Annotated in this window: 13 protein-coding genes and 1 pseudogene; 11 read left to right on the forward strand and 3 right to left on the reverse strand. The window is 64.0% G+C overall.

All coding sequences use genetic code 11. The annotated features are described in order from the left end of the window. Positions 1-230: 230 nt before the first annotated feature. On the forward strand, positions 231-3,515 hold the full coding sequence (locus tag QY049_RS10825; protein ID WP_301269313.1) for an adenylate/guanylate cyclase domain-containing protein: 3,285 nt from the start codon (positions 231-233) through the stop codon (positions 3,513-3,515). 21 nt (positions 3,516-3,536) lie between these two features. Next, the gene (locus QY049_RS10830) at positions 3,537-4,220 is read left to right on the forward strand and encodes a redoxin domain-containing protein (protein ID WP_194481690.1); all 684 of its coding nucleotides are present in this window, start codon (positions 3,537-3,539) and stop codon (positions 4,218-4,220) included. On the opposite strand, the gene QY049_RS10835 is transcribed toward QY049_RS10830, so the two are convergent. After that, positions 4,217-5,071: a uroporphyrinogen-III synthase gene (locus tag QY049_RS10835; RefSeq protein ID WP_301269314.1), complete on the reverse strand. Its 855-nt coding sequence runs from the start codon at positions 5,069-5,071 to the stop codon at positions 4,217-4,219. The genes QY049_RS10830 and QY049_RS10835 overlap by 4 nt on opposite strands. Positions 5,072-5,232: 161 nt before the next feature. Between QY049_RS10835 and purU the strand changes: the two genes are divergently transcribed. Continuing rightward, on the forward strand, positions 5,233-6,096 hold the full coding sequence (gene purU, locus QY049_RS10840; RefSeq protein ID WP_258766155.1) for a formyltetrahydrofolate deformylase: 864 nt from the start codon (positions 5,233-5,235) through the stop codon (positions 6,094-6,096). A gap of 73 nt (positions 6,097-6,169) precedes the next feature. On the opposite strand, the gene QY049_RS10845 is transcribed toward purU, so the two are convergent. Further along, positions 6,170-6,445 (reverse strand): hypothetical protein, encoded by a 276-nt coding sequence (locus tag QY049_RS10845; RefSeq protein ID WP_301269315.1) that lies wholly within the window; start codon positions 6,443-6,445, stop codon positions 6,170-6,172. Between the two features lie 529 nt (positions 6,446-6,974). Here QY049_RS10845 and QY049_RS10850 point away from each other — a divergent pair. From QY049_RS10850 to QY049_RS10875, 6 genes are all read left to right on the forward strand, one after another. Then, on the forward strand, positions 6,975-8,165 hold the full coding sequence (locus QY049_RS10850; RefSeq protein WP_258766157.1) for an ABC transporter substrate-binding protein: 1,191 nt from the start codon (positions 6,975-6,977) through the stop codon (positions 8,163-8,165). 133 nt (positions 8,166-8,298) lie between these two features. Then, the gene (locus tag QY049_RS10855) at positions 8,299-9,168 is read left to right on the forward strand and encodes a branched-chain amino acid ABC transporter permease (protein ID WP_301269316.1); all 870 of its coding nucleotides are present in this window, start codon (positions 8,299-8,301) and stop codon (positions 9,166-9,168) included. Positions 9,169-9,176: 8 nt separating this feature from the next. Further along, positions 9,177-10,205 carry a branched-chain amino acid ABC transporter permease gene (locus QY049_RS10860; protein WP_301269317.1) on the forward strand — a complete coding sequence of 343 codons (1,029 nt, stop codon included), beginning with the start codon at positions 9,177-9,179 and terminating at the stop codon, positions 10,203-10,205. Then, the gene (locus tag QY049_RS10865) at positions 10,202-10,957 is read left to right on the forward strand and encodes an ABC transporter ATP-binding protein (RefSeq protein ID WP_301269318.1); all 756 of its coding nucleotides are present in this window, start codon (positions 10,202-10,204) and stop codon (positions 10,955-10,957) included. Before QY049_RS10860 ends, QY049_RS10865 begins: the two co-directional genes overlap by 4 nt. Continuing rightward, entirely contained in the window at positions 10,950-11,666 is a 717-nt protein-coding gene (locus QY049_RS10870; RefSeq protein ID WP_194481698.1) for an ABC transporter ATP-binding protein, read from the forward strand. The genes QY049_RS10865 and QY049_RS10870 overlap by 8 nt, the downstream gene beginning before the upstream one ends. 22 nt (positions 11,667-11,688) lie before the next feature. Then, positions 11,689-12,807, forward strand: a complete 1,119-nt coding sequence (locus QY049_RS10875; RefSeq protein WP_194481699.1) for a cobalamin-independent methionine synthase II family protein — start codon at positions 11,689-11,691, stop codon at positions 12,805-12,807. Between the two features lie 123 nt (positions 12,808-12,930). On the opposite strand, the pseudogene QY049_RS10880 reads toward QY049_RS10875, so the two are convergent. Then, a pseudogene (locus tag QY049_RS10880) lies at positions 12,931-14,648 on the reverse strand (caspase family protein). Between the two features lie 165 nt (positions 14,649-14,813). Between QY049_RS10880 and QY049_RS10885 the strand changes: the two are divergent. Together QY049_RS10885 and metK are read left to right on the forward strand one after the other, a co-directional pair. Next, entirely contained in the window at positions 14,814-16,169 is a 1,356-nt protein-coding gene (locus tag QY049_RS10885; RefSeq protein ID WP_301269319.1) for a hypothetical protein, read from the forward strand. A gap of 61 nt (positions 16,170-16,230) precedes the next feature. Then, on the forward strand, positions 16,231-17,427 hold the full coding sequence (gene metK, locus QY049_RS10890) for a methionine adenosyltransferase (protein ID WP_194481702.1): 1,197 nt from the start codon (positions 16,231-16,233) through the stop codon (positions 17,425-17,427). Positions 17,428-17,491 lie beyond the last annotated feature (64 nt).

The raw sequence follows: 17,491 nt of genomic DNA on the forward strand, positions 1-17,491 counted from the left end.
GGCAAGGTAGCCCCGGCGATGCGTCTGTCAATTGGTTCTACCGCATGTCCGCCCCCGACGTGCGGTGCACCCGTGCGCCCGCGGCATCGCTTCGTTGTTCGGCCAATACGGAAACATGGACTGGCCGCGCTTGCTCTTCCGGCGCGCAAAGCCCATTCTGGTCTGCATCCTGAGGCCCATCCCGTCGGGCCAGCAGATCACACCATCGCGTTTTCGCGAGGTCTCGAGCCATGAACTGCTCCGGTTGCGGTTTCGAGGTTCAGGGCGGCTTTGCCTTCTGCCCGAAGTGCGGCACGAAGCAACCGCAGGCGTGCCATGGCTGCGGCTTTCCATGCGCGCCGGATTTTGCCTACTGCCCGAAATGCGGCGCCCTTGTCAGCGGGACCAGGAATGATCACGGGCCGGGATCAGCGCAGTCCTCGCCAACGTTGCGGACGGCCCAACACGCATTTCGACGGCAGTCGGACCATATCGATGGCGAAGCAAATCGCCGCACCATCACCGTTTTGTTTGCCGACCTTAGCGGCTTCACTGCGATGAGCGAGCGGCTCGATCCCGAGATCATGCAGACGCTTCAGAATCAGTTGTTCGAGGAGTTGACGGCCGCGGTGCAGGGCTTTGGCGGCTTCGTGGATAAATTCATTGGTGATGCGCTGCTCGCGCTGTTCGGTGCGCCAGCCGCGCACGAGGACGACCCCGAGCGAGCCGTGCGCGCGGCTCTCGACATGATCGGCCGGACGGCGCGCCTCAGCGAACGTGCGGAGGCGTATGCCGGTTCGCCGCTGCTGCTCCATGTCGGTATCAACACCGGGCATGTCGTCGCGGGCGGGCTTGGCGTAGGCGTCGCCAAATCCTATTCGGTGACCGGTGACACGGTGAATACGGCCCAGCGACTGCAGTCGATGGCGGCTCCGGGCGAAGTGCTGGTCGGGCCCCTGACCCATCGTCTGACGCGGCATGCGTTCTCCTACGACTCTCTTGGCGAGGTCTCGCTCAAGGGCAAGATGGGCAGCGTATTGGTCCACCGCCTGAAGGAGCCGCTCGACACGCCCCGCGCGGCACGAGGTCTCGACACGCTCGGCCTCAATGCGCCGCTGATTGGACGCGACGCCGAGCTGGCGCGCATGATCGGCAGCCTCGATCTTGCGTGCGGCGGCGCCGCTCAACTCGTTCGGCTGGTCGGTGAAGCCGGCATCGGGAAAACGCGCCTGGTCGGCGAATTCGCCGCCCGCATCCGCGACGACGATCTCTTCGCAGGGGTGGCAATCCGGCAGGTGGCCTGCTCGCCGCTCGGCGAACAATCCTATGGCACACTCGCAGCCGTGCTGCGTAGTGCATACGGGATATCGCAGAAGGCTGGCGCCCTGGAGGCGCAGGCGAAAGTCGCCGAAGCGTTGTCGGAGCTTGGCCTCGCCAGCGACGAGGCCGATCGCCTGATGCCGCTCTATCTGCACGTCCTCGGGCTTGGCGACCCCAACGGCGTGCTCAGGCATGTCGAGCCCGAGCAACTCCGCAGGCAGATATTTTTCGCGATTCGTACCGTCTTCGAACGCCGCCTGGCATTGTCGCCGCTTCTGATCATCGTCGAGGATCTGCATTGGGCCGACGCGGTGTCGCTTGAGGCGTTGCGGTTCCTGATGGATCGGTTGGAGCGGACTCGGCTGATGCTGCTGTTCACACACCGGCCAGTACTGGAATTGGACCTGTTCGGTTCGAGCAGGATCAGCCACACGACCATTCGGCTGCCCCCGCTTGACGATGCCGACGGACAAAGGCTGCTCGCGGCCTATTTCAGTCAGGGGTGGTGTGAACCACCGGGACCTCTGTTCGGTCGAATCCTCGATCGCGCCGGCGGCAATCCGCTTTTCCTCGAGGAGATCATCCGCGGCCTCATCGAGGCTGGCGCGCTGGAACGCGACGGAGCGCAGTGGCGGATGAAGTCGGATGAAGCCGCCACCGATATTCCAGCAAGCATTCAGGCGCTGTTGCTGGCGCGCCTCGACCGATTGCCGCATCAGGCGCGCCACCTGGCACAGGAGGCCGCGGTGATCGGTCCGCGTTTCGATGCGGCGACTCTCGGGGCTGCCGCCACCGAGCCGGCGAGGGTGGAAGCAGGGCTCGAACTTCTTTGCGACGCGGAGATCATCGAGGAAATCGCGGGCTCGAACTCGATTTCACAGCGGACCTATCGCTTCACGCAAACCATGCTTCAGGACGTGATCTACCAGAACCTGCTTCTTCAGCGGCGGATCGAGCTTCACGGACGGATTGGTGCCGCGCTGGAGAGGCTCTATGGCGTTGAGCCCGAGCGTCTTGAAGATCTCATACAGCTCGGACATCACTTCAGTCTGAGCCCGAGCAAGCCGAAGGGCGCGAGCTATCTGTGCGCTGCTGGCGATCGCGCACGCGCCAGCTATGCCAACGATGATGCCCTTCGCTTCTACCAGCAGTCCCTCGCCGTGCTGTCGACCGGCAGTGGGTGCGAGCCGGAACGCCTCATCTTGTACGAGTGCATTGCAGATCTCTGTCGCGTGGCCGGCCGCCGAAGCGCGGCCGAGGAGCACTATCGATGTGCGCTGGAAGGATACCGTACGGCAGAGGACCGCCTCGGCGAGGCGCGAATTCGTCGCAAGCTCGGCCGATTGTTCTGGGACGCCGGCAAGCGCATCAACGCAGAGACTTACTATGCCGATGCGGCTGAACGGCTTGGCGGGATCAGCGCGCCGATCGAATGGGCGCACCTATTGCAGGAGCGTGGCCGTCTCGCCTTTCGCGTCGGCGATCACGGCGCTGCGGCGAGATGGGCAGACGAGGCACTCAGCCATGCGCGGTCCGTACCGGCGGACGCGGACGAGCAGGCCGGGCTCGAGGCGGCGCGCGCCGTTGCGGAGGCCCTCAACACCAAGGCGGTTGCGCTGGCGCGGCTCGGGCGACATCAGGAGGCCGTACGCGAGGTGGAGCAAAGTGTCGCGGCAGCGGAGGCCGCCGGCCTTTTCAACGAAGTGTGTCGCGGCTACACCAACCTTGGCGTGCTCTACACGATTGTCGATCCGGCGAAAGCCGTCGAGGTCTGCCGGCGCGGCCTCGATGTCGCGCGTCGAACCGGGGATCTCGGCTTCCAGGCGCGCCTTCTTGCCAATCTTGCCGTTGCCTGTTGCACCTTCACGGACAGATGCACCGAGGAGGGGGTGCCGGCTGCCGAAAAGGCAATCGAGATCGATCGCGCGCTCGACCAGCGCGAGCATCTCCCGGTGCCCTTGATCGTGCTCGGACAGATCCATCAATGCCACTTTCGCCCTGATCTGGCCGCGCGCTGCTACAACGAGGCCATCGAGGTGGCGAGCGAGACCGGCGAGCCGCAGCAGCTGTTTCCGTGCTATGATGGTCTTGCGACGTTGAACCTTGATCGAGGCGACATGCCCGAGGCCGAGCGGTATTTCGCGCTGGCCCATGATGTCTGCGCCCGGCACGGGCTCGATCCTGCAGGGCTGATCGTATTGCCGTTTCTCGACTAGCCAATGTGAGGGATTTCAACCATGTCAGAACGTCTTGTGGATGGAACACTTCAGCCGGGCGATCGCGCACCGAACATCGTCCTGGATGCCATCACACGCGAAGGAAAGATCGCGCTCGAGGATTATCGCGGGCAGAGTCCGATTTTGGTGGGATTGTTTCGTGGCCTGCATTGCCCGTTCTGCCGGCGCCATATTGCCGCGCAGGCGCAGCTTGACGGCGCGCTGCGCGGAAAGGGCATCGAAACTCTCACGGTCGTCAACACGCCGATCGACCGGGCGCGGCTCTATTTCCGTTATAATCCACTGCCAAATCTGCTCGCCGCGGCCGACCCGGATCGAGTCTCGCACCGCGCATTCGGCCTGCCCAATATCGAGTTCACGCAGAACGAGACCGAGTGGCCACGCAAGGTCGGCATGGACGTGATCATGAGCATGCCACCAGTCGATATGCCCGGCGAATTGCCTGGGCCGATGGCTCGGTCGGCAGCCGCCGAGTACCTCAACAACAAAGACGGTTACGAGATGACCGAAGCCGATCAGCGCATGGCGGCGGCCGGCACGGGCCAGTTGTTCGGCCAGTTTCTGCTCGATCGGGAAGGAATCGTACGCTGGACCTTTACCGAGGTTCCGGATGGCGGCCAGCGCATGTTCGGGATGCCGAGCCCGCAGGAATTGATGTCGGCCGCCTCGCAAGTGGCGGGTTAGGCATCGCCGCCTGGCCATTGACCGGCCAGTCGCTTCTCTGAAAGCGCCGCCGCCATCGCCGAGATCAATGGACGCATGAAATAGGCGTCATCCGCAGGCGAGATGTCGGTGCGCAGACCATGCGCGGCGAGTTCGCCCGAGACTGCCGGTCCGACTGAGGCGATCAGTGTCCGCTCGAAGCCGGCGCGCAACTTCGCCTCGCTGCCATGCGCCTTCGCCGCCTCGATCAGCCGGCGGACCTGGCCGAGATTGGTCAGCGCGACGGAATCGATTCGTCCCTCGGCCATGTCGTCGATAGCGGCGACGATATTGGCATCCGCTGCCTTCGAGTCATAAGCATAGGGCAGCACGGTATCGACCTCTGCGCCCTGCGCGGCGAGCGCACTGGTCAGCGCGCCGTGATCCTTGTCGGGATAAAGCTGGAGGCCAAGACGATGGCCCTTCAAATCGAGTTGGCCCATCATCTCGACCACACCCTCGGTGGTCGGTTTCTCCGTGGTCTGCTGCGCCTCGAGCGAGATTTCGCGCAGCGCCTTGCCGGGCTTCGGGCCGCGGGTGAATTTTCGCGATTTGGCCAGCGCTGCGACCAAGGCCTGGTCGAGCCCGCGCGCGCGCGCGAGTTTCATGATCCGCCGCAGGCCTTCGCCGGTCATCAGCACGAGGTCGTCGAACGGCCGGTCGATGGCACGGCGGATCCAGGCTTCGACCGGGGCGGGGTCCGGCGCGTCCTCGATGGTGAACATCGGGCATTGCACCACTTCGGCGCCTTGCTCGGTCAGGAGCTTCGAGAACTGCGCCTCCTCGCGGGTTTCCAGGATCAGGATGCGGGTGCCGTTCAAACGGTCGGCCATGGGCGTGCTCCGGTCAGTCGAAAATCGCAATCGTCCATTCATCCTGACTCCGTCGTCGGGATTGGCGCAAGGGTCGCCCCGGTGCTAGAGCAGGGCGCAAATCGCGGGTCTGTCCGCGGCCCTTGCACAAACCTTCACCAAGAGCCATCCCTTCAACAGCCATGCCCGATCATCAATATGTTCTGACCCTGTCCTGTCCGGATCGTCCCGGCATCGTCTCGGCCGTGTCGACCTTCCTGGCGAACTCCGGACAGAACATTCTCGACGCCCAGCAGTTCGACGACGTCGAGACCAAGAAATTCTTCATGCGGGTGGTGTTCACCGCGGCCGATCTCGCCGTGGAACTGGCCGCGCTTCAGACCGGCTTTGCGGCGATTGCCGAGCGCTTCGGCATGGAGTGGCAGATGCGTGACCGTGCCGCGCACCGCAAGGTGATGCTGCTGGTGTCGAAGTCCGACCACTGCCTGGTCGACATCCTCTACCGCTGGCGCACCGGCGAATTGCCGATGACACTGGCTGCGATCGTCTCCAACCATCCGCGCGAGGTCTATGCCGGGCTCGATTTCGGCAGCATCCCGTTCCATTATCTGCCTGTGACCAAGGAAACCAAGAGCGAGCAGGAGGCGCAGATCCTGAAGCTCGTCGCCGAGACCGGGACCGATCTCGTGGTGCTCGCCCGCTACATGCAGATCCTGTCGGATGATCTGTCGGGCAAGCTGTCCGGCCGCTGCATCAACATCCATCATTCGTTCCTGCCGGGCTTCAAGGGTGCAAAGCCCTATCACCAGGCCCACGAGCGCGGCGTCAAGCTGATCGGCGCCACCGCCCATTACGTGACGCGCGATCTCGACGAGGGCCCGATCATCGACCAGGACGTCGAACGCATCAGCCATCGCGACACGCCGGAAGATCTCGTCCGCAAGGGCCGCGACATCGAACGCCGCGTGCTGGCACGCGCGATCCGTTATCACCTGGATGACCGCGTGATCCTCAACGGCCGCAAGACCGTAGTCTTCGTGGACTAGGACACTGTCATTCCGGGGCGCCTCGAAGAGGCGGGCTCGATGCTGCCACATCGCCCCGGAATGACGGCAGGATCTAGCGCACCGCGTTGCCTGGCGTTGCGCCCTTTTGCGCCTGCTCTTCCTTCTCGCGATCCGCCGCGGGCATCAGCCGCTTGCGCTCGCGTTCCTTCATCCAGGCGTCGTATTGCGGCGTGCCCGGCCGGGGCGGTGCGTCCGCCGGCAGGCCGCCGACCCATTGCGGAACGTAGTCGCCCATGCCGGCTGAAAGCTTCTCGTTGACTGTGCCGCATCCAGCCAGTCCCGCGGCGAGTGTGAGCAGGGACACGATCGAGCGGAAACGTCTGGACATCTTCGGGCGCACTGCAATCGGGGAGAGGAACCGGACGCCGGCAGACCAGCGCCGGGGAACAGTAGCCATCAACAAGGTAAAATTGGCTTATTCGAGGTAGGTACAAAAATACCGGATGTCAGGGCCTTGCTTTCCTGCAGATGTCTGAATTCTGCAAATGAAAGACGAAATCCTCCATCCACGCTGGCCGGCGCTTTTCTAGACTGCGGCGATCGGCTCGCGACAATCTGGCTTCCACCGGCGGGGCTTTTTCGTTGACAGGTCCATTTTATTTGTACAATCGTACAAATGGACGCGACCAAGATCGAGGTGTTCGGGTTACCCGGACGTAACCGCGACATCGCTTCCCGCCGTCAGCAACCGGAACGCGTGGCTTGCGCCGAATGGTCGCCAAACGTCCGATTGACAATGAGGGCGCGAAAGACGCCATGTGACGCGCGATATCGCTCGTGCGTAAGTTAACGTGAGGCAAGGACCGGGCACTCGGTTCGGCGCACAAGAGTCAAGGAATGAAGGGGAGGGACATCTGATGTTCGAACGCAAGCAGTTTACCCAAACGGTCTCTTGGGCGGCCGTTGTTGCCGCCGTCTCGGGCCTAGCGGGCCTCGTGCCGGCCAAGGCGGAAGACACCGTCAAGGTCGGCATGATCCTGCCGATGACCGGCGGCCAGGCCTCGACCGGCAAGCAGATCGAGAACGCGATCAAGCTCTACATGCAGCAGAAGGGCGACACCGTCGCCGGCAAGAAGATCGAGATCATCGTCAAGGACGACGCGGCGATCCCGGACAAGACCAAGACCGCCGCGCAGGAACTGATCGTCAACGACAAGGTCAGTTTCATCGGCGGCTTCGGCGTGACGCCGGCGGCGCTCGCGGCCGCGCCGCTGGCGACCCAGGCCAAGATCCCGGAAGTCGTGATGGCGGCCGGCACCTCCATCATCACCGAGCGCTCACCCTATATCGTGCGCACCAGCTTCACGCTGGCGCAGTCCTCGACCATCATCGGCGATTGGGCGGTGAAGAATGGCATCAAGAAGGTGGCGACGCTGACCTCGGACTACGCGCCGGGCAATGACGCGCTCAACTTCTTCAAGGAACATTTCACTGCCGGCGGCGGCCAGGTGGTCGAAGAGGTCAAGACGCCGCTCGCCAACCCCGACTTCGCGCCGTTCCTGCAGCGCATGAAGGATGCCAAGCCCGACGCGATCTTCGTGTTCGTGCCCGCAGGCCAGGGCGGCAACTTCATGAAGCAGTATGCCGAGCGCGGCCTCGACAAGGCCGGCATCAAGGTGATCGGGCCGGGCGACGTCACCGACGACGACCTGCTCAACAACATGGGTGACGCCGTGCTCGGCACCGTGACCGCGCACATCTACTCGGCGGCGCATCCTTCGCAGATGAACAAGGACTTCGTCGCCGCCTACAAGAAGGCGTTCGGCACACGTCCCGGCTTCATGGCGGTGAGCGGCTATGACGGCATCCACCTGATCTACGAGGCGCTCAAGAAGACCAATGGCGACACCGACGGCACCAAGCTGGTCGAGGCCATGAAGGGTCAGAAGTGGGAGAGCCCGCGCGGCCCGATCTCGATCGATCCGGAGACGCGCGACATCATCCAGAACGTTTACATCCGCAAGGTCGAGAAGGTCGACGGCGAACTCTACAACGTCGAGTTCCAGACCTTCGAAGCCGTCAAGGATCTCGGCAAGACCAAGAAGTGACGCGCGAAAGCGTGTCATCCCGGGGCGCGCCCTAGCGCGCATCCGGGATCTCGAAGTGACTGAAACGAGATTCCGGGTTCAGCGCGCACGCGCTGCCCCGGAATGACGAACGCTTAGGACCGATCGACCTTCGATGACCTCAATCCTCACCAACCTGTTCGATGGCGTGGCATACGGCATGCTGCTGTTCGTCCTCGCGTGCGGGCTCGCGGTCACGCTCGGCCTGATGAACTTCGTCAATCTCGCTCATGGCGCCTTCGCCATGGCCGGCGGTTATGTGTGCATGCTGTTGGTGAACCAGCACGGCTGGCCCTTCTTTGCGGCGTTGCCCCTTGCCTTCGTCTCATCCGCGGCGATCGGCATCGTGCTCGAGCGAACGCTCTATCGTCATCTCTATGCGCGCAGCCATCTCGATCAGGTGCTGTTTACGATCGGCTTGACCTTCATGTCGGTCGCCGCCGTCGACTACATCCAGGGCTCGTCCCGCGTCTTCATCAACTTGCCGGCCGCGCTGCAGGGGCAGTTCGACCTGTTTGGCGTCGGCATCGGCCGCTACCGGCTGATGATCATCGTGATCTGCGGCCTGCTCACCATCGGCCTCCAGATGGTGCTGGCCAAGACCCGCTTCGGCAGCCGCCTGCGCGCCGCCGTCGATGATCCCCGTGCCGCCAGCGGTCTCGGCATCAACGTGCCGCAGGTGTTCGCTTTCACCTTTGCCTTTGGATGCGGGCTTGCCGGCCTCGGCGGTGCGCTGAGCGCCGAGATACTTGGCCTCGATCCGTATTTCCCGCTGAAGTTCATGATCTACTTCCTGATCGTGGTCACCGTCGGCGGCTCGTCCTCGATCACGGGGCCGTTTCTGGCTTCGCTGCTGCTCGGCATCGGAGACGTCGCCGGCAAATATTACGTGCCGAAGATGGGACCGTTCGTGATCTACACCATGATGATCGTGATCCTGATCTGGCGCCCGAACGGCTTGTTCGGCCGCACGGCTGCGCGTTGAGTCTGCCGATGAACGCATCTTCCGACGTCGGTTATCACGCCCAGCGCCATGCGCGCTGGCACTATGGCGAGGCCGCTTTCTGGCTCGTCGTTCTCGCCTGCGGCCTTCTGTTTCCCACGCGCTACCTGATCATGACCGACATCCTGCGGCTGGCGCTGTTTGCGATGTCGCTCGATCTCATCCTCGGCTATGCCGGCATCGTCTCGCTGGGTCATGCCGCCTTCTTCGGCGTCGGGGCCTATGCTGCGGGGTTGCTGGCGCTGCACGGCATCATCAACGAACCCGTGCTGGCGCTGATCGCGGCGGGCCTCGCCGCGATGGTGCTTGGCTTCGCCACCAGCTTCCTGGTGATCCGCGGCGTCGACCTGACCCGCCTGATGGTGACGCTCGGCATCGCGCTGCTGCTTGAGGCGCTCGCCGAGCGTTTCTCCGACATCACCGGCGGTACCGACGGCCTGCAGGGCATCGAGATGCAGCCGATCCTCGGCCAAATCCCGTTCGACATGTTCGGCAAGGCCGGCTTCTTCTATTCGCTCGCGGTGTTGTTCGTCTTGTTCCTGCTCGCCCGCCGCATCGTGCACTCGCCGTTCGGCCTGTCCCTGCGCGCGATCAAGAACAACCCGCTGCGTGCGGCCGCAATCGGCATCCCCGTCAACCGCCGCCTGATCGCGATCTACACGCTCGCGGCTTTCTATGCCGGCATCGCCGGCGCGCTGTTCACCCAGACCACCGCGATCGCCTCGCTCGACGTGTTCGCCTTCGACCGCTCCGCCGATCTGATGCTGGTGCTCGTCATCGGCGGTACCGGTTATCTCTATGGCGGACTGATCGGCGCCGTGATCTTCCGTATGCTCCAGGAAGTGTTCTCCACCATCACGCCGCAATACTGGCAGTTCTGGATCGGCCTCGTGCTGGTCGTGATCGTGCTGGTCGGCCGCCAGCGCCTGCATCGCTGGGTGCTGTATGTGCCGAACCTCGTCATCAAGCAGGTCGCTGGGCGAAAAGCCGTCGTCGCCGTGCCGGAGAGCGACGCATGACCATCGCGCTTGAAACCCAGAATCTCGAAAAGACTTTTGGCGGCCTTCGCGTCACCCGTGACCTGTCGCTGAAGATCGAGCAGGGTGCCCGGCATGCCCTGATCGGCCCAAACGGCGCCGGCAAGACCACGGTCATCAACCAACTCACCGGCGTGCTCAAGCCGAACTCGGGCCGCATCCTGCTCAAAGGGCAGGACATCACCGATCTGCCGGTGCACAAGCGCGTGCTGCGCGGCCTGTCGCGCACCTTCCAGATCAACCAGCTCTATCCCGATCTCACCCCGCTCGAGACCATCGGCCTCGCCGTGTCCGAACGCCTCGGTCACGGCGGCGACTGGTGGCGGCGGATGGGAACGCGAAGCGACGTCAACGGCGAGATCGCCGATCTCCTGACTCGCTTCCATCTGCTCGACGTCATGAACGAACAGACCGTGACGCTGCCTTACGGCAAGCAGCGGCTGCTGGAGATTGCGGTCGCGATCGCCGGAAAGCCGCGCGTGCTGCTGCTCGACGAGCCCGCGGCCGGCGTGCCCGAAAGCGAGCGGCACGACATCCTCGCGGTCGTCGGCAGCCTGCCGCGCGACGTGACGGTGCTCTTGATCGAGCACGACATGGATCTGGTCTTCTCCTTTGCCGACCGCATCTCGGTGCTGGTCTCCGGCGCGCTGCTCACGGAGGGGCCGCCCGATCAGGTCGCGCGCGATCCGCAAGTGAAGGCGGTCTATCTCGGCGAGGAGGCGGTCAATGTCTGACCTGCTCGCGATCGAGTCCCTGCGCGCCGGCTATGGCGAGGCGGTGGTGCTGCCCAACATGTCGCTGCGTCTGTCTGAAGGACAGGTGCTGGCACTGCTCGGGCGCAACGGCACCGGCAAGACCACGCTGATCAACTCCATCGTCGGCGTCACCCGCCGCTTCTCCGGTACTGTCGAACTTGCCGGCACCGACGTCACGAGTTTGCGGCCCGACCAGCGCGCCCGCGCCGGCATCGGCTGGGTGCCGCAGGAGCGCAACATCTTCCGCTCGCTGACGGTCGAAGAGAACATGACTGCGGTGGCGCAGCCCGGCCCCTGGACCGTCGAGAAGGTCTACGAGATGTTCCCGCGGTTGAAGGAACGGCGGAGCAATTTCGGTAACCAGCTCTCCGGCGGTGAGCAGCAGATGCTGGCGATTGGCCGGGCACTGACCCTCAACCCGAAGGTCCTGCTGCTGGACGAGCCGACCGAGGGGCTGGCCCCGATCATCGTCGAGGAGCTTTTGAAAGCGATCGGGACCATCACCCGGGCTGGCGGCATCTGCTCGATCATCGTCGAACAGAATGCTCAAAAGATTCTCGGGCTTGCCGACCGCGTTGTGATATTGGAGCGCGGAACGATCGTCCACGACGCCCCGAGCGCCGCGCTGAAGGCCGACCCGTCGGTACTGGAGCGCCACCTCGGGGTCGCTGGGGCGGCGGCCCACTAGAAAATTCTCGGGAGTCAAAAAAATGCAGCGAACCAAAGCCCCCTTCCGCGCCGACGAGGTCGGCAGCCTCCTGCGCCCCGCCAAGATCAAGGAAGCCCGTGCGAAGCTCGAGAAGGGCGAGATCTCGGCCGACGATCTGCGCAAGATCGAAGACATGGAGATCGAGAAGGTCGTGCACAAGCAGGCCTCGGTCGGCCTCAAGCTTGCCACCGACGGCGAATTCCGCCGCTCCTGGTGGCATTTCGACTTCCTGGCCAAGCTCACCGGCTGCGAGCTGTTTCATCCCGACACCGGCATCCAGTTCACGGGCGTGCAGACCCGCCACGACGCGGTCCGGGTGATCGACAAGCTCGATTTCCCCGATGATCATCCGATGCTGGACCACTTCCGCTTCCTGAAGAAGGTTGCGGATCAAGCCCATGTCACCGCGAAGATGACGATCCCTTCGCCGGCCGTGCTGCACTTCCGCGGCGGCCGCAAGTCGATCTCCAAGGACGTCTATCCCGATCTCGACGCCTTCTACGAGGATCTCGGCAAGACCTACCGCAAGGCGGTGAAGGCGTTCTACGACGCCGGCTGCCGCTATCTCCAGTTCGACGACACCGTGTGGGCCTATCTCTGCTCGCCGGACGAGCTGCAGAAGGCGCGTGAGCGCGGCGACAATCCGGACGGTCTCCAGCAGATCTACGCCCGCATCATCAACTACGCGCTGGCCGAGAAGCCCGCCGACATGGTGGTGACGACGCATGTCTGCCGCGGCAATTTCCGTTCCACCTGGATTTCGTCGGGCGGCTACGAGCCGGTGGCGGAGACCATGCTCGCCGGCACCAACTACGACGGCTATTTCCTCGAATATGACAGCGACCGCGCCGGTGGCTTCGAGCCGCTGCGCTTCCTGCCCAAGGGCAACAAGGTCGTGGTGGTCGGCGTCATCACCTCGAAGTTCGGCGAGCTCGAGAAGAAGGACGACATCAAGCGTCGTCTGGAGGAAGCCTCCAAGTTCGCTCCGCTTGAGCAACTCGCGTTGTCGCCGCAATGCGGCTTCGCCTCGACGGAGGAGGGCAACATCCTCTCCGAGGAAGAGCAGTGGGCGAAGCTGAGTCTCGCGGTCGAGATCGCCAAGGAAGTGTGGGGCAACTGACTTGGCGTCATTCCGGGGCGCGCTTAGCGCGAACTATGTTGCGCGCTTGCGCACCTGAGAATCTCGAGATCCCGGGTCTGGTGCTTGAGCACCATCCCGGGGTGACGACGCGCGGCCGCGTCGTCACTTCTCCGCCAGATAGACCTCGCCCAGCAGCGACGAGTTCGACCACGGCACCTGCCTGTTCTTCGTGCCCGCGACCACCTCGGCGCGCACCCGCGTCAGCATCTGCTGTACTTCCAGTCCCGGCGTGCCGATGTGTCGGGACAGCGCCGCGGAGAACGGCGAGTTCGCGCCTTCGCCATCGAGCGCGACCTGGCCCGGTGCTGTCGCGAATGCGATCAGCGTGCCGGCTCCCAGCGTTGCCCCGGACCCGAGGCTTGACGGCGCCGCAAGGCCTGATGCGCCTTCGATGCCGCGGCTGCCGCTGGCGCCTGCTGTCTGCTGCGCCATCGGATTGTTGCGGCAGGCATCGAAGATCAGGATGTTGGTGCGGACCTGGTCGTCGAGACCGGCCATGATCGTGTCCATGTCGATCATCGTTTCGGTCATGCTGCTGCCCGGCTTGAGGTCGACATCGACGGGAATGAGATAGTTGCGGCCGTCGACCTGCACGCCGTGACCGGCATAATAGACGAGAGCGACCTGCGCCCGTGCCGCCTCGCGCAGGAAGTCGCGCGTCATCTTCTGCATCGCGGCGCGGTCGAGATCGACACCCTCCGACACCGTAAAGCCGATATCGTGCAGGCTTTTCGCAACCGCGCGCGCGTCGTTGGGCGGATTGGGCAGCGCCTTCACGTGGGCATAGGCGCCGTTGCCGATCACCAGCGCCATCCGCGCGCCGCGAACGGCCGGTGCTGGCGAGGGTGCTGGTGCTGCGCCGCTCCGCTGCGGGGCAGGGGTAGTCGACGGCTGCGTCACCGGCGAGGGAGCATCGCGCGGTATCGGTGCGGCTGCGTCCGTCACCAGCGACAGCCGCACCTTTGCGGTGGCCTGATTGGCCTTGCTGCCGGCGTCGGACGCAACAATCGCGAGCGTTGCCTTGTAGTCGTCCTTCGCGTGCGCATAGTCGCCCTTGGCCTCATAGGCCAGCGCGCGATGGGTGTAGCCAGAGATCAGCACGCTGTTCGGCGGCGTCATGATGTTGACCGGCGGCTTGTCCTTGGCGAGCCGGATCGCTTCGCTGCCATCGGCGATGGCGCGATCGAGATCGCCTTTCGCGCGCCAGATCGTGGTGCGGTTGATCAGCGGCTGCGGCAGTGTCGGATCGAGCCGGATCGCCTGGTTGACGTCGGCGAGCGCACCGTCGAGATCGCCGAGTGCTTCCTTGGCGATGCCGCGGTTCTGGAACGAGAACGCCGATCTCGGATCAGCCTTGATCGACAGGTCGTAATCGGCGATCGCCTTGGCGTAGTCGCCCTTGCCGCGCCAGGCATTGCCGCGGTTGTGGAAGATGATGCCGCTTGGCGGGCCGAGCTTCAGCGTATCGTCGAAATCGGCGATGGCGATGTCGTAGTCGCCTTTGTCGTAATAGGCAGAGCCCCTGAGGTTGTAGACCGCCTGGCTCGGCTGGAGCCGGATCGCCTCGGTGCTGTCGGCAATGACCTTTGCGTGTCGCCCCTCTTGTTCCAGCCCACCGCGCGCCAGAAATAGACGGTCGCGAGCTGCTCGCCCTTGAACACCTTCAGGGCGATGATCTTGCTGCAGGCGTCGACCATCTGGTCCGCCGGGGTGGTGTCGGTGGTGCAGAGCGGCCCGAGCTGGCTGCGCGACTGGGCCGATGCGGAGGCCGACCACAGGGTTGCGGCGAGCAGAGCGAGCGCGACGAGCAGGCGGCGCATGGGCGGTGGTTCCCTGAGGAGAAGTGCTTGTTTGTTGCCCGGCGGCTCCTCGGGGTTCACGCCCGCGTCATCGCAGCTGGGGTAAAGCAGTTACCGGTATTCCCAGAGTGGGCAGAATTTGCTAGATGATTGATCCCAACTCATCTGCCCACCACTATCCCACCGATGAAGAACGACGAAATCCTAAGCCAAATCACCGAGTTCTGCCGCACGGCGGACATGGCGGAATCGACGTTTGGCCGGCGGGCGGTGAATGATGGGAAGCTCGTGCAGCGCCTGCGCGAGGGCAAGCGCATCACCATCGACACGCTGGAGCGGATCCAAGCCTATATCGCGGCGTCGACGACCGGCGGCCTTCCGCCGCCGCGAGGACTTCAGGTGCCTCCGGAAAAGCGCGATCCGCGGGGCAATTTCCGCTTCTTCGAGAACCGGCAGAAATATCTGCTGTTCGTCCACACCTGCAGCGAGAAGCGGGTGATCGCCGACCGGGTGGCGCTGGAGCTATCGACCATCCACCCGAGGCCGCCGGCATTGCGCATTTTCGACGCCGGCGTCGGCGACGGCACGGTGCTGGCGCGGGTGCTGCGCGCGACGCACCAGCGCTACCCGCATATGCCGTTCTATGTCGCCGGCAAGGAGCTCAGTCTCGAGGATCTGCGCCTGACGCTGGAGAAGGTGCCCGACCGCATTTTCGAGCATCCGGCGTCGGTTTTCGTCTTCACCAACATGTTCTACTCGGAGGCGCCCTGGCTGACGCCCGCATCGCCCGCGGCCGCCGCTGCAACCGTCTGGCACGAGGTCCCCCTGCGGGGCGCCTCATCGGGCGAGTTCGAGCAGCAGATCGCCGAACTGCGGCCGTTCCTGGAGCAGAACTGGCGTGCGGCGATCAGCCCGCGCACGGCGATGCCGCTGTACGAGCGGCCGGTCGTGCTGGTTCTCTACCGCGAGGACCACAGGTTCTTGCTGGATTCGACCATTCCGCGGCCGGGCCAGACCGAGGCCAATTTCGACCTCGTCATTGCGTCCCAGCCATACCGGGCCCTGTCCTCGGTCAATTTCCGCGCCAAGCGGATCATTGCACCGCTGGCGCGGGCCCTGCGGCCGGGCGGCCGCCTGATTGGAATCCACTCCCACGGTCACGATCCCGGCATGGAAATGATCCAGGCGATCTGGCCCGGAGAAAATCCTTTCTCGGTGAGCCGTCATGAGCTATTGCGCGCCGTAAAGTATGAGCTGGGGTCGTTGGGCCGCGATCTAAATTTTAATGCTTATGCGGATAACCGTTCGATCTTCAGGTATGATATGGAAGCGCTGCCCAACGAGGTGATGGGTACCATCGGAACCTCGACAGCCTTTGCAGCCTGGAATGCGGCGGTGTATGTCGCTCAGATTGAGGACGACCGGTTGACGGATATGACTCAAAACGGCCGCACTCTGGATGCCGCCAGGGAAGTGTTGCGAAAGTACAATGGGCTCTGGTTTCTCGACGAATCCTACGTCATCTCGCGCCGGCGCGATTGACATAATCCAACTCTAAACATCGCAAACGTCCGCCGGTAGCGGTGGAACAAGGGGTTTCTTGATGCGCGCGTCCTATCTCTTCACCAGCGAGTCCGTCTCCGAAGGCCATCCGGACAAGGTCTGTGACCGGATTTCCGACGAAATCGTCGACCTGTTCTATCGCGAAGGGCCGAAGGCCGGCATCGATCCGTGGGCTATCCGCGCCGCCTGCGAGACGCTGGCCACCACCAACAAGGTGGTGATCGCCGGCGAGACCCGCGGTCCGAAGTCGGTGACCAACGAGCAGATTGAAAGCGTCGTGCGCGAGGCGATCAAGGACATCGGCTACGAGCAGGAAGGCTTCCACTGGCAGAAGGCCGATATCGAGATCCTGCTGCACCCGCAGTCGGCCGACATTGCGCAGGGCGTCGACGCGCTCCAGCCTGGCGAAGTCAAGGAAGAGGGTGCTGGCGACCAGGGTATCATGTTCGGTTACGCCACCAACGAGACGCCCGACCTGATGCCGGCGCCGATCTTCTACGCCCACAAGATCCTGCGTCTCATCTCCGAAGCCCGTCACTCCGGCAAGGAGAAGGTGCTCGGCCCGGACTCCAAGAGCCAGGTCACCGTGCAGTACGAGAACGGCAAGCCGGTCGGCGTGCGCGAGATCGTGGTGTCGCACCAGCATCTGGTCGAGGACATCTCGTCCAAGCAGATCCGCGACATCGTCGAACCCTATGTCCGCGAGGCGCTGCCGAAGGACTGGATCACGCCGAAGACGATCTGGCACATCAATCCGACGGGCAAGTTCTACATCGGCGGTCCCGACGGCGACACCGGCCTGACCGGCCGCAAGATCATCGTCGACACCTATGGCGGCGCAGCTCCGCATGGCGGCGGTGCATTCTCCGGCAAGGATCCGACCAAGGTCGATCGTTCGGCGGCCTATGCCGCGCGCTATGTCGCCAAGAACATCGTCGCTGCCGGTCTCGCCGACCGCTGCACGCTGCAGCTCGCCTACGCCATCGGCGTGGCGCGCCCGCTGTCGATCTACATCGACACTCACGGCACCGGCAAGGTGTCGGAGGATCAGCTCGAGAAGGCAGCCGCACAGGCGATGGATCTCACGCCTCGCGGCATCCGCAGCCACCTCGACCTCAACCGCCCGATCTACGCGCGTACCTCGGCCTACGGCCATTTCGGCCGCACGCCGGACAATGAGGGTGGCTTCTCCTGGGAGAAGACTGATCTCGTCGAGCCGCTCAAGCGCGCTCTCTGATCACCGACGTCATTCCGGGGCGCCGCGAGAGCGGTGAGCCCGGAATCTCGAACCTCTGGATTCC

It is taken from the genome of Bradyrhizobium sp. WYCCWR 13022 (assembly GCF_030435535.1).
GTDB lineage: Bacteria > Pseudomonadota > Alphaproteobacteria > Rhizobiales > Xanthobacteraceae > Bradyrhizobium.

Excerpts from the sequence above, each read along its gene's own strand:
- QY049_RS10825 (WP_301269313.1), top strand. The coding sequence starts at position 231 with ATGAACTGCTCCGGTTGCGGTTTCGAGGTTCAGGGCGGCTTTGCCTTC.
- purU (WP_258766155.1), top strand. The coding sequence starts at position 5,233 with ATGCCCGATCATCAATATGTTCTGACCCTGTCCTGTCCGGATCGTCCC.
- QY049_RS10855 (WP_301269316.1), top strand. The coding sequence starts at position 8,299 with ATGACCTCAATCCTCACCAACCTGTTCGATGGCGTGGCATACGGCATG.
- QY049_RS10850 (WP_258766157.1), top strand. The coding sequence starts at position 6,975 with ATGTTCGAACGCAAGCAGTTTACCCAAACGGTCTCTTGGGCGGCCGTT.
- QY049_RS10870 (WP_194481698.1), top strand. The coding sequence starts at position 10,950 with ATGTCTGACCTGCTCGCGATCGAGTCCCTGCGCGCCGGCTATGGCGAG.
- QY049_RS10860 (WP_301269317.1), top strand. The coding sequence starts at position 9,177 with ATGAACGCATCTTCCGACGTCGGTTATCACGCCCAGCGCCATGCGCGC.
- QY049_RS10845 (WP_301269315.1), bottom strand. The coding sequence starts at position 6,445 with ATGTCCAGACGTTTCCGCTCGATCGTGTCCCTGCTCACACTCGCCGCG.
- QY049_RS10830 (WP_194481690.1), top strand. The coding sequence starts at position 3,537 with ATGTCAGAACGTCTTGTGGATGGAACACTTCAGCCGGGCGATCGCGCA.
- metK (WP_194481702.1), top strand. The coding sequence starts at position 16,231 with ATGCGCGCGTCCTATCTCTTCACCAGCGAGTCCGTCTCCGAAGGCCAT.
- QY049_RS10835 (WP_301269314.1), bottom strand. The coding sequence starts at position 5,071 with ATGGCCGACCGTTTGAACGGCACCCGCATCCTGATCCTGGAAACCCGC.
- QY049_RS10875 (WP_194481699.1), top strand. The coding sequence starts at position 11,689 with ATGCAGCGAACCAAAGCCCCCTTCCGCGCCGACGAGGTCGGCAGCCTC.
- QY049_RS10865 (WP_301269318.1), top strand. The coding sequence starts at position 10,202 with ATGACCATCGCGCTTGAAACCCAGAATCTCGAAAAGACTTTTGGCGGC.
- QY049_RS10885 (WP_301269319.1), top strand. The coding sequence starts at position 14,814 with ATGAAGAACGACGAAATCCTAAGCCAAATCACCGAGTTCTGCCGCACG.